At 52.3% G+C, this 11,972-nt stretch carries 8 protein-coding genes; 4 read left to right on the top strand and 4 right to left on the bottom strand.

Going from position 1 to position 11,972, the window contains the following annotated elements:
- Positions 1-40: 40 nt before the first annotated feature.
- A complete protein-coding gene (locus HCH03_RS07130) occupies positions 41-1,186 on the bottom strand; it encodes a hypothetical protein (RefSeq protein ID WP_221688933.1) in 1,146 nt (381 codons plus the stop codon).
- A gap of 47 nt (positions 1,187-1,233) precedes the next feature.
- Here HCH03_RS07130 and HCH03_RS07125 point away from each other — a divergent pair, with 47 nt between their 5' ends.
- Genes HCH03_RS07125 through HCH03_RS07115 form a run of 3 tightly spaced genes read left to right on the top strand, consistent with a single transcriptional unit; the run spans position 1,234 to position 4,093 of the window.
- Entirely contained in the window at positions 1,234-2,013 is a 780-nt protein-coding gene (locus HCH03_RS07125) for a restriction endonuclease subunit S (RefSeq protein WP_221688932.1), read from the top strand.
- Entirely contained in the window at positions 2,010-2,981 is a 972-nt protein-coding gene (gene xerA, locus HCH03_RS07120; RefSeq protein WP_221688931.1) for a site-specific tyrosine recombinase/integron integrase, read from the top strand. Before HCH03_RS07125 ends, xerA begins: the two co-directional genes overlap by 4 nt.
- Complete coding sequence (locus tag HCH03_RS07115; RefSeq protein WP_221688930.1) at positions 2,978-4,093, top strand: restriction endonuclease subunit S; 1,116 nt, start codon at positions 2,978-2,980, stop codon at positions 4,091-4,093. Before xerA ends, HCH03_RS07115 begins: the two co-directional genes overlap by 4 nt.
- Here the strand turns inward: HCH03_RS07115 and HCH03_RS07110 are convergent.
- The 3 genes from HCH03_RS07110 to HCH03_RS07100 all read right to left on the bottom strand — a co-directional run bounded on the left by HCH03_RS07110 (position 4,059) and on the right by HCH03_RS07100 (position 9,232).
- Entirely contained in the window at positions 4,059-4,514 is a 456-nt protein-coding gene (locus HCH03_RS07110) for a restriction endonuclease subunit S (RefSeq protein WP_246599867.1), read from the bottom strand. The two genes, HCH03_RS07115 and HCH03_RS07110, sit on opposite strands and share 35 nt — an antisense overlap.
- A gap of 123 nt (positions 4,515-4,637) precedes the next feature.
- A complete protein-coding gene (locus HCH03_RS07105) occupies positions 4,638-6,146 on the bottom strand; it encodes a type I restriction-modification system subunit M (protein ID WP_221688928.1) in 1,509 nt (502 codons plus the stop codon).
- A gap of 8 nt (positions 6,147-6,154) precedes the next feature.
- On the bottom strand, positions 6,155-9,232 hold the full coding sequence (locus tag HCH03_RS07100; RefSeq protein ID WP_221688927.1) for a type I restriction endonuclease subunit R: 3,078 nt from the start codon (positions 9,230-9,232) through the stop codon (positions 6,155-6,157).
- 430 nt (positions 9,233-9,662) lie between these two features.
- Between HCH03_RS07100 and HCH03_RS07095 the strand changes: the two genes are divergently transcribed.
- Positions 9,663-11,891, top strand: coding sequence for a molybdopterin-containing oxidoreductase family protein (locus tag HCH03_RS07095; RefSeq protein ID WP_221688926.1), 2,229 nt, complete (start codon positions 9,663-9,665; stop codon positions 11,889-11,891).
- Positions 11,892-11,972: the final 81 nt, after the last annotated feature.

Raw genomic sequence — 11,972 nt, 5'->3', positions numbered from 1 at the left:
GACCACCCCTACCAAAATCTGAATCTGGTTCCCGGTTGTTTTAAAAGCTTTCGGGAACCAGATTCAGCGCATTGATAGAGTCGTGTGCAAGAGCAAGGTGATTATACGTATTCAAAACGTCATCGGATTCCCAAGCTCTCAGCACACCATCAGAAAAAATACTCTCACTTTCAATCCTAATCTTTTCCAATTGCTGCGCATCGGACACGGCAACGATAGCTTGAACCGCAGCGTTGCTCTGCGCTCTCATAAGGTTGAGTATGAGGCTATCGATCGACCCACTATCCTGCACCTCGAAAACGTACATCGCCCTTCCCATGTTGCCGATCTTGGCCTCCCAAACAGCATCGACCACCGCTCCCGATGCGACTTTGACCTCAGAGCGACTTTCGAAGCCAAGGAGCTTTCCTATTTCCACAATCGAATCACGGACCTCATTATGCAAAGACTTCGACCGTAAAACGGGCTGCTCGGCTTCCGAGATTGCCGGAGCGGCGCTCTGCATGGGCTCCAAACGAACGACATCCCAAAAGAAATAATCGACCGCAAGCAAATCCTCTGCGGGAAGATTCGCTTTTGCCAAATGGCCGAGGATGTCTTTTGCCGCCGCGCACACTTCGAGATACAGTTTTCCCGTCCGCTGATAAGCATATTTGGACACTAAGGGGATATCGAAATACTCGAATGCCGAATTAGTGGTTCCGTTGTAAATCATGCACTCGGAAGGGCTGATGTAAGCAAGGAGTTCAGATGCTGCCGCATAGCCAAGTCCTTTCACGTTCGTCAGAAACGCATCCCAGCGCACGTCCAACGACGCGACTCCGTACAACAAATCAATGAGCTCGTTTTTCAAGTTCTCAAAACCAGTCCCCTCGATGACTTCAAGAACCTTGTAGCGTTTATTACCCCACATTCGAAGCGCCCATAATTTGCCCAGATACTCGATCATTGCCTCTTCATCAAATGACCTGATCGCCTTCGCATCAAAAGATTGGTAGTGCCGTGCTCGTTCGTTTCGCTCCTCAATATCCTTAGCGAATTGCTCAGGATCAGCATCTCGAAGCTCTGAGTATTTCCGTATTGCCGAATTGAGCTTATCAATACGCATATTGCGCCATCCAATCTGCCCCAATAAAGACGTCCAGCCTATCAGCACATGATGATAGCATCGAACATCCTTTGACATATTAGGAATCCGATGAAGCCTAGTACATAAATGATTATTTAGCCGAGATGATCACAGTCGAATACAAGCGTTTGGAACCTAATGGAAGCTGGCGTTCGGGAAAGGTCGACGATTTTTTTGAAATCGGAATTGGCAAAACACCGCCTCGGAAAGAACCAGAATGGTTCTCGGAATCTGCAGCAGGAAATATAAAGTGGCTGTCGATCAGAGACATGGCCGACAAAGGCGTATACTCGCTCGATTCGTCGGAGTACCTGACCCCCGAAGCGGTAGAAAGCAAGAACGTTCGTATCACTAGGCCGGGATCCATAATGCTCAGTTTCAAATTGACTGTCGGCAGAGTGAAGATAGCTGCTTGCGAAATGACGACGAACGAAGCAATCGCGACTTTTTCATCAATTGACCAAGATTTGCTCGATTACCTATACCCATACCTCATGTGTTTTGACTATGGCAAACTCGGGAATACGTCTTCTATCGCTACAGCGGTAAACTCTAAGACCATCAAAGCGATGCCATTTTGCTCCCCAGATGATGCCGTTCTCAGAGATTTCGCAAGTAAGGTAAGACCTCTCTACGAACTGCTGCTCTCGCAGCAGCGGGAAAACGTTCGGTTAGCAGAGCTTAGAGATTCCCTTTTACCAAAACTCCTGTCCGGCGAGATCGATGTTTCACAAGTTGACCTCACGCTGCTAAATAATCATTTAGAAGAGACCGGCCGGCTTTTGTTAGATGATCTTTTAGAATATGCCATGCTTTCTGTCGGCAAATACAGTTCAATTGCACAACGCTTCGCATTTCTCATTTTAGAAAAGGAGCCCTCATGAATGAAATGCTGATAGCGGAGATCTCAAGCAAAATGACGGCCATTCTAACTTGTCAACAGCTCAAACAGCTCAACAATGTGTTGAAAAACACTTTGCTGCACGAAAAGCAAATCTCTATGACCAGCGAAAGCAACGACCTTCTTAGCGCCTTTCTTACCGCAAAGGAAGTAGAGGGATGTTCGCCAAAAACTCTTGTGTATTATGAAACAACCATTCAGAAAATGATCAACAAAGTTAATAAGCCGTTTTCGCAAATCAACACAGATGACCTGCGTGAATACCTGACTCAGTACCAAGAACAAAATGGCTCAAGCAGGGTCACTATCGACAACATCCGTCGGATATTCTCAAGTTTTTTCTCGTGGCTCGAAGACGAAGACTATATCGTAAAAAGCCCCGTCAGAAGGATTCACAAGATCAAGACCGCGTTGACGATCAAAGAGGTGCTATCGGACGAACATCTGGAAGCGCTACGTGACGGTTGTCGAACAAAACGAGACCTCGCTATCGTAGATCTCCTGGCCTCCACGGGAATGCGAATCGGAGAGCTCGTGCTTCTCGACAAAAGTGACATAAACCTCGCTGAACGCGAATGCATTGTGCTTGGCAAGGGGAACAAAGAGCGACAAGTCTATTTTGACGCTCGAGCCAAACTCCATTTGCAAGATTACCTTTCTTCAAGAACGGATGCCAACCCCGCCCTTTTTGTATCGCTAAACTCGCCGCACAATCGAATTAGCATTGGGGGCATTGAGTTGCGACTTCGAGTTTTGGGACGATCTCTACTGCTGCCAAGAGTCCATCCTCATAAGTTCCGAAGAACACTCGCAACCAGCGCTATAGATAAAGGAATGCCAATAGAGCAGGTGCAAAAACTTCTAGGCCATGCGAGAATAGACACCACCATGCATTACGCGTTAGTGAGCCAGAGCAACGTAAAACAATCGCACAGAAAGTATCTGGGATGAAAACGGCAATACTAAAGCTCAAGGATGTTTGCTCAATCCGATATGGTAAAGACCACAAGCGTCTACCGAATGGCTCAATACCGTGCTATGGCTCAGGCGGAATTATGCGATTTGTGGATACGCCAATTCACTCCAGACCCTCAGTTCTTATTCCCCGAAAAGGCACGTTAGAAAACCTTTTTTATGTTGACCGGCCCTTCTGGACGGTAGACACACTCTTTTGGACCAAGGTAGACGAGGATATAATTCGCCCTGTTTTTCTTTACTATAGCCTGAAAATACAAGATTTAGCAGAGCTAAACGTTGGTACTGCGGTGCCAAGTTTAACCACAGCGATTCTCAATGAAGTTGAGATCGCCGTCCCCCCACTCGAGAAGCAAGACAAAGCAGTGGTTCTTCTTGAAGCCTTTGATCATAAGATCAAACTTAATAATCGCATAAATGATTATTTAGCTGAAATACTCGACGTCTTATTTGCATGCTCAGTTGAAGATACGAACGACTGGTCGGAAGCAACACTGCTTGAGATTGCGAACTACAAAAACGGCTTAGCTATGCAAAAATTTCGCCCAGAAGAAAACGATAGAGGGCTTCCAGTTCTGAAAATTAAAGAATTGAATCAAGGTTTTTGCGGGGCGGATTCCGAACGCTGCAAAAGTGACATAGATTCCGCTGTGTGCATTGCAGATGGTGACTTAGTCTTTTCGTGGTCAGGTACGTTATTGCTGGATTTCTGGACGGGTGGTGAAGCGGGGCTAAATCAGCATCTGTTTAAAGTTACATCAGACGCATATCCTAGTTGGTTTTATTACATGTGGACCAAATATCATATGCGCAGGTTCATAGCTCTTGCCAAAGATCGAGCAACAACAATGGGGCATATTAAACGCTCTGCGCTTGCGGAGGCAAAAGTGCTTATTCCGCCTGCTGCTGTTATGGTTGAACTCACTGCACGCATGCAACCACTTGTGGATGAAATGATTGCTCGTAAAATCGAAGCTCGAAAGCTTGAGGAACTGCGCGACTCGCTCCTTCCCAAATTCATGTCTGGTGAAATCGATGTTTCGAATGTTGATATCACGCAGCTAAATAATCATTTATGCGATTATTGAGAGCGATTTTGTCGTCAAGCGCGGAAAGAACGGCTACAGCCCTATTCTGAAATCCAAGATCCGGCAATGCGACAATTTGCTTTGAAAGCGCTTTAACCGACAATCCTGGTTGAGCAGATTGCCCAGACAACTGCCCCAAACTCATTGTTGAAAGCAAATAAGACAAATATCTCGTACTATGTCGCTCATCAGCACAAACAACAACAGCATGTTCAGTCATATAAGCTTCGCCCTGAAAATACCTCACATTGCCGCAGAATGCGCCTTGCCGACCTACAACAACGCATTCCCCTCGAAAATTTGACTTATTCGTATAGCCACGTAGTCCATTCCCACCATAAACGGGATAATACCCTGATGACGAAACATCTTCCGACCGAATTCCTTTACCGCTGCTCAGCCGAGAACAAATTGCACCCAACTCATACTCGCTAAATTGACCGCTTTTATTCAACTTCGCCCTCCAGTTTTACTGCACCATTCTGATCCCCTCAAGGCAATCACGCTCACAGATAATGAATCGCCAAATTGCGCAGGAGCGATTTCAGAACCCATACCCGATAGTCTCCATGTTCTTCTTGATTTGCTCCTGCAGGCGATTCGATTCTTCGAACATCTTGCCTAGCTCGGTGGTCAGCCGCTCCATCTTCTCCTCGAACGGCTCGTCATTTTCCTCTTGATCGGCTATTCCGACGTACCTGCCAGGAGTCAGGATGTAATCTTGCTTGGCGATCTCGGCTGTTTCAACAGCGGCGCAGAATCCTTTCTCGTTCTCCAGCGTACCTTCCCTGAACTTATTAAAGGACTCCGCAACCTTCTGAATGTCCTCCGTAGTGAATTCGCGCAATTTGCGAGTCACCATGGTGCCCATCGCGCGGGCATCAACAAACAGGGTCTTGCCAGGTTGCTTCTTTTTCCTGTTGATAATCCACAGAGACACCGGAATGCCCGTACTGTAGAACAACTGCGGAGGCATTGCGACAATCCCCTCGACAAGATCGTCTTCCACTATGTTTTTACGTATGTTGCCCTCGCCGCTCGTTTGAGACGAAAGCGACCCATTGGCCAAAACCATGCCCATGCGCCCATGCTCGTTCAAGTGGTGAATCATGTGCTGGAGCCACGCGAAGTTAGCATTGCCTTCCGGAGGAGTGCCGTATTCCCAACGCGGATCATCTTTAAGCTTGTCGCCGCCCCAATCCTTCAAGTTGAACGGAGGATTCGCCAAGACGAAATCGAACCGCTTGTCTTTATGGCAATCCTTAAAGAACGTATCGGCATTAAAAGTACCCAGATCGGCATCGATCCCGCGAATAGCCAGGTTCATCGTCGCCATCTTCCAGGTAGTGGGGTTGCTCTCCTGGCCGAAGATAGATAGATCGCCGATATTGCCCGCATGATTCTTCACGAACTCCGCCGACTGCACGAACATGCCCCCAGAACCGCAGCACGGATCGTACACACGGCCATGAAAAGGCTGAATGACCTCGACCAGCGTTTTAACGATGCATGTTGGCGTATAGAACTCGCCTGCATTCTTCCCCTCTTGTTCCGCGAACTTTGACAAGCAATATTCGTAGGCGCGGCCCAGAATGTCGCGCGTATCGCCTTTCTCGGCCATCTTCACGTTGGTGAACAGGTCTACGACATCGCCTAGGCGTCTCTTGTCCAATTCCTGTCGTGCGAAATTTTTAGGCAAAACGCCCTTGAGCTTGTCGTTCTCGGCCTCAATCTGGCGCATAGCGTTATCGATGACCTTGCCGATTTCAGGATTATGAGCTGCTTTCGCGATGGCGTTCCAGCGAGCCTCTTGAGGAACGAAGAAGATACCCTGATACGTGTACTCGTCGCGGTCTTCTTCGAAGCCTTCCCCTTCGCTCACGAGCTCAAGATAACGCTGCTCGAACTTGTCCGAGATGTACTTCAAAAAGATCAATCCGAGAACAACGCTCTTGTATTCGGAAGCGTCGATATTGCCACGAAGCTTATCGGCTGCTTTCCAAATCTGCTGCTCGAACCCAATCTCCGCGGTGTTTTCGGTTTTCTTGGCCATGTGGTTTCCTAATCGTACAATTTGGTGTCGGCCCAGAGTTCACACTGAGCCATAACGGTTTCCATCGCATCCTCAACGCCTTCTGGCGGATATTTGTATTTCCTCAGCAGGCGTTTGATCGCACGACGCATCCCAGCACGAGCACTCTCCTTACGCTGCCAATCAATTGTAGAGTTCTTTCTCATCTCTTCCGTCAATTCACGGGTAATCGCCACCAATTGATCGTTATCGTAGAAGTCCTTGACGGCCTGCGGCTTGGTCAAGGCATCGTAGAATGCTAACTCTTCCTCGTTTAATCCGAGCTTTTGGCCTTCCTCCCTCTCTCCCATCATCTCCTTGGCCATGTCCAACAACTCTTCGATGACTTCGGCATTGGTCAGCATCCCGTTCAAATACGCATTGACGGATTTTTGAAGCATGTCGCTGAACTTCTGAGCCTTCACCACACTTGTGCGCTGATACGAACGAACGGCCTCTTTGATCAGACGTTTAAGGGTTTCAAGGGCAATGTTTTTCTGCTCCATCTTCGAAAGCTCTTCGAGAAATGCCTCGTCGAACAACGATATCTCGACTTCGTCCTTGTCGAAAATATTGATGATCCCATCCGATTTGACCGTCTGCTCAAGAATAGAGGAGACGCGTTTATTGAATTCGGCATAAGCCATGCGGTTGCCGCCGGGGTTCGTTTTCCCTGTTACACGTAGCACCTGCACACGCAAGACACTTATGAAAGCAGCTTCATGCTGATCCCTTTCGTTGACTAAGCTCTTGCACAGACTCAAAGCTTGGCCCATAAGCTGAGCCTGTTTCAGCAGATCCTCGCAAACGTCTTGACGCGCCAGATCAAGCAGCCAGTTCGTCCCGTCGGTAATCGCGCGAGCAAGCTCCATTTTACTGTCGGTGAATATTCGATCGGCGTAATCGAATCCGTACAACAGATCTCGGCAGACATCGAGCTTCTCCAGAAACTTCGGATACGCGGTCTGCGCGATGTCCATGTTTCCATAATTGCGCTGGTCTTGATCCGTGTACTCCTTCATCGCCCTTTTTAACGCGCCGGCAATACCGATGTAGTCTACGACCAAGCCTCCTTCTTTGCCTTTGTAGACGCGGTTGACGCGAGCAATGGCTTGCATGAGGTTATGGCCTTTCATGGGCTTGAACACGTACATGGTCGCAAGCGAAGGAACATCGAAGCCCGTAAGCCACATATCGACGACTATGGCTATCTTAAGGGGATCGTCGTCATTCCTGAATTTACGTTCCATCTCTTTTTTACGATCCTTGCCGCCGACCACATCGAACCAATCTTCGGGATCCTGATTACTCATGGTCATCACCACGCCGAGCTTTTCTTTCCAGTTCGGACGGAGCTCAAGCAGCTTGTAGTAGATTTTCATGGCAACCGGACGCGAGTAAGCCACGATCATCGCTTTGCCGGTAAGAACGTCTTCCCGATTTTCCTCGTAATGCGCAACGATATCCCGACATAGCGAATCGATCGTTTCAGGAGCGGATAGCACACCGTCGAGTCCCGCAAGATATCTCTTGCTCCTTTCGATACTCATTTCATCGGCGTATTCGGCAAACTCGGCATATTCGAGATCGATCTGCCCAAGCACCTCCTGGTCCAAATGCAGGGCGACCACACGGCTCTCGTAATAGACTGGACGCGTTGCTTCATCCTCTACTGCTTGGGTCATATCGTACACGTCGATATAATCGCCGAATATTTCCCGCGTGTTCTTATCCTCTTTCGCAATAGGCGTACCCGTGAAACCTATGTACGAAGCATTCGGCAAAGCTTTTCGAACGAGTCTTGCCGCCCCAATGGAGACGTTGCCCTTTTCATCCATCTTCTCGGTAAGCCCGTATTGGCCGCGATGAGCCTCGTCCACCATAACAACGACGTTGTTGCGCTCGCACAGCGGTTCGTCGCCGTCCATGAATTTCTGCATGGTGGTAAAGACGATGCCGTTCGCCTCGCGGCCCATAAGAAGACCCTTCAAGTCTTCTCTGCTTTTTGCCTTTTCGGGAGTCTGCCGTAAGAACATTTTGCATCGGCAGAACTGCCCGTAGAGTTGATCGTCCAGATCGTTTCGATCCGTGATTACCACAATCGTGGGGCTTTCGAGTTTCTGCTGCATGAGATGAGCCAAGAACACCATCGAGAGCGACTTTCCACTTCCCTGAGTATGCCAGAACACGCCAATCTTCCCATCGCCAGCGATGGCTTCGACAGCGCGGTCGGCCGCCTTCCTCACTGCGAAATACTGATGATAGCCGGCGAGTATCTTCACGGTTCTATCCGAAGCATCGTTGAAGCAGAGGAAATTCTGAACGATATCGAGAAGGCGATCTTTTCTGAACATGCCTTCCATCATCGTCTCCCATGTGGCGTTTTTCGTGTTTGAGTAATCGCCGTCGACGCTTTTCCACTCGCTGAAGCGGTCTTCGGAGGCGGTAATAGTCCCAACCCGCGTATCGGACATGTCGCTCATAACGCAAAAAGCGTTCGGCACGAAAAGCGACGGTACCTGCTTCATATAGTTTCGCAGTTGCAAATAAGCGTCAGAAGAATCCGTTTCCTCCCGTGACGGCGACTTCAACTCGAATACGACAAGAGGGATACCGTTCACGAACACGACCAGATCAAGCCGCTTTTCCGAATACTCGACATAAGTCCATTGATTGACAGCATAGAAGGAGTTGTTGTCCGGAACGTCGTAATCGAGAAGGTAGACAATGTCGTCGCGGTCTTCTACCCCATCGAAATAGCGGACCTCGACACCCGACTGCAGCAGTTCCGCAAACGTTTCGTTGCGTTGCTCAAGCGGCCCATTCTCGAGATTATTCAGCTTAAGAACAGCTTCGGTTATGGCCTGTTGAGGCAAACGGGGATTAATTCGACGAAGGCTTCTGGGGAATTCCCCAGGAAGGAAAACATCCCGGTATTCGCTTGTAGTACGCTCGATGTCCGGACCGTGCAAAAATGAATAGCCAAGGCGATCAACCAGGTAATCTATAATGACCTGCTCGTAAAAATCCTCGTTCATGCTGATCACACCATATTCGTATGTGCCCATAATGATCCTTCGACGTCGATTCTGGACAATAATGATTATAGATCATCGTGTCCGCAACGCCTTATGTGGCCTGATCACCTATTTCCCGATATTGCATATGATCTGCGCATGGCCGACCATCTGAAGACCAAATATCTGATCAGCACAACAACCCCCAACAGCCTCAAACGCTCAATCCCCTCCCCCAAAACTATCCTCCCGCGCGCTTTTGGACATGGTGCCGCCATCCTCCGCCGGCCATACTGTCCCTAACGTCATTCCCCTAGCTGCACCTCAGATCGACCGCACGTCGCACGTTTTTCGAAGGTAGGCGCCCGCAGGCACCGCGAAGCGGGCACACGGCATGGCAAGCCCCGTTCGGAAAGGAGTGGACCGAAGGCGAAACGATCATCCGCAATCGTCGACCGACAAGACGAGAGGAAGAGGACTCATGGCTGAAGACAAGGTGGAGGTACTGCGAGCAGGTTGCTTCTTCTGCCACGTGCGCTGCGGCGTGCTGGTGACGAAGGTCAACGGCAGGATCACGAACATCGAGGGCGACCCGGACTGCCCGCACAACAAGGGCTACACGTGCTCCCGCTTGGACAAGGAGCGCTACCTCGAGGGGTTCGTCTACAATCCGAACCGCCTGAAGAAGCCGCTCAAGCGCAAGGGAGAGCGCGGCGGCGGGCAGTGGAAGGAGATCTCGTGGGACCAGGCGTTCGACGAGATAGCCGCGAAACTCGCAGAGCTGCGCGACGAGTACGGCCCCGAAACGCTGGCCTTCACCGAGGGCACGGCGCGCACGTGGAGCTGGCTGCACTACAAGTTCACCAACCTGTTCGGCAGCCCGAACACCGGCGGCAACGGCACCATCTGCTACAGCTCCGACATGTGGCTCGAGCCCTGCACCTACGGCGGCTTCTGCTCCGACAAGGCCGACTGGGTGAACGCCGACCTCGTGGTGCTGTGGGGGCGCAACACCATCGCGTCGGAGCCGCTTTTGTGGCACTGGGTCGACACGAACCGCAAGGAGCGGGGCGCGAAGCTGCTGGTCATCGACCCGCGCTTCAGCGAGGTGGCCCAGCAGGCCGACCTGTTCCTGCAGCTGCGCCCCGGCACCGACGCGGCGCTCGCGCTCGGCTTCATCAACGTCATCATCGAAGAGAACCTCTACGACCACGAGTTCGTGGACGAGTGGTGCATCGGCTTCGACGAGCTGCGCGAGCGCGCGAAGGAATACCCTCCCGAGAAGGTGGCCGAGATCACCTGGGTGTCCGCCGACAAGATCCGCGAGGCGGCGCGCCTGTACGCCACCGCGCCGTCGGCCTGCCTGCCCTGGGGCCAGAAGGGCGGCGACGCGAGCGGCATCAACGCCTCCAGCGCCATCCAAGCCAAGGCCATCCTGCGCGCCATCACGGGCAACATCGACAAGAAGGGCGGCGACCAGCTGGCGCCCCCGTCGCGCTTCCCCCCGGCGTTCTACGAGCACTACGCGCTCTCGCAGGAGCAGCGCGACAAGATGATCGGCAACGACCGCTTCCCCGGCCTCACGTTCAAGGGCTGGGACGTCATCTCGCAGGCGTACCCGTCGTTCTACCCGTACAGCAACGCGCCGCTTCTGTTCCGCGCCATGCGCGACGGAGACCCTTACCCCGTGAAGGCGCTCATCGTGCAGGCCGACAACCCGGTCATGGCGTTCTCGAACACGAAGCTCGTGGTCGAAGCGCTCATGAACCTGGAGCTTCTGGTGGTGCACGACTACTTCCTCACGCCCACCGCGGCGCTCGCCGACTACGCGCTGCCGGCGGCCACCTGGCTCGAGCGCCCCGACAACTGCTACGCGGTCATGAACCACCGTCCCATGTACTTCGGCGCGCAGGCGCGCGTGATCGAGCGGTTCGAGGGCGGCGCCGACGTGGACTTCCGCGACGACTACGAGTTCTTCTACGGCCTGGCCTGCCGCCTGGGCCAGGAGGACAAGTGGTGGGGACCGACCACCGAGGGCATGCTGGACTTCCAGCTGGCGCCCATGGGCATGACGCACGAGAAGTTCTACAACGACGTGAAGTACATGGCCGGCCAGAAGAAGTTCGAGAAGTACAAAGAGCCCGGCTACAAGTTCCTCACGCCCTCGGGCAAGGTGGAGCTGAAGTCGAGCGTGGTGGAGAAGCTGGCCGCGGAAACAGGGCTGCCGTTCGACCCGCTGCCGCACTTCGAGTACCCGGGCCTCAGCGTGGAGAAGCACCCCGAATGGGAAGGCGTCTACCCGCTCGTCATGATCACCGGCGCGCGCTTCATGCCGTTCTACCATTCGGAGCACCGCCAGCCCGGGCCGTACCGCGACCTGCACCCCGACCCGATCTTCGACATCCACCCCGACACGGCCATCGACCTGGGCATCCGCGACGGCGACTGGTGCTGGATAGAAACGCACATGGGCCGCATCAAACAGCGCGCCCGCAAGACGTCCATCGTGGACCCGCGCGTCATCAGCGTGCAGCACGACTGGTGGTTCCCGGAGAAGGAGGAGGCCCTGCCGAGCCTGTTCGGAGCGTTCGAGTCGAACGCGAACGTGCTTCTGGACGACGACCCCGAAACGCTCGACCAGCTCATCGGCGCCTGGCAGCAAACCGGCGTGGCCGCAAGGGTGTACAAGTGCGAGGAGCAGGACCGGTAGGAAAACGACGCGGCAGCGGGTCGGGCCGGTTTCGACCGCCCGCGCGGCGCGCGCCATCGCCCGCCCCCGTCCGACGAGGAT

It is taken from the genome of Gordonibacter massiliensis (ex Traore et al. 2017), from assembly GCF_019731765.1.
GTDB lineage: Bacteria > Actinomycetota > Coriobacteriia > Coriobacteriales > Eggerthellaceae > Gordonibacter > Gordonibacter massiliensis.
The sequence above is the reverse complement of the archived record's forward strand: the minus strand, read 5'-3'. Positions and strand labels throughout refer to the sequence as shown.

What these genes read in the sequence shown, in the direction of transcription:
- HCH03_RS07130 (WP_221688933.1), bottom strand. Translation starts at nt 1,186, where the DNA reads ATGTCAAAGGATGTTCGATGCTATCATCATGTGCTGATAGGCTGGACG.
- HCH03_RS07125 (WP_221688932.1), top strand. Translation starts at nt 1,234, where the DNA reads ATGATCACAGTCGAATACAAGCGTTTGGAACCTAATGGAAGCTGGCGT.
- xerA (WP_221688931.1), top strand. Translation starts at nt 2,010, where the DNA reads ATGAATGAAATGCTGATAGCGGAGATCTCAAGCAAAATGACGGCCATT.
- HCH03_RS07115 (WP_221688930.1), top strand. Translation starts at nt 2,978, where the DNA reads ATGAAAACGGCAATACTAAAGCTCAAGGATGTTTGCTCAATCCGATAT.
- HCH03_RS07105 (WP_221688928.1), bottom strand. Translation starts at nt 6,146, where the DNA reads ATGGCCAAGAAAACCGAAAACACCGCGGAGATTGGGTTCGAGCAGCAG.
- HCH03_RS07100 (WP_221688927.1), bottom strand. Translation starts at nt 9,232, where the DNA reads ATGGGCACATACGAATATGGTGTGATCAGCATGAACGAGGATTTTTAC.
- HCH03_RS07095 (WP_221688926.1), top strand. Translation starts at nt 9,663, where the DNA reads ATGGCTGAAGACAAGGTGGAGGTACTGCGAGCAGGTTGCTTCTTCTGC.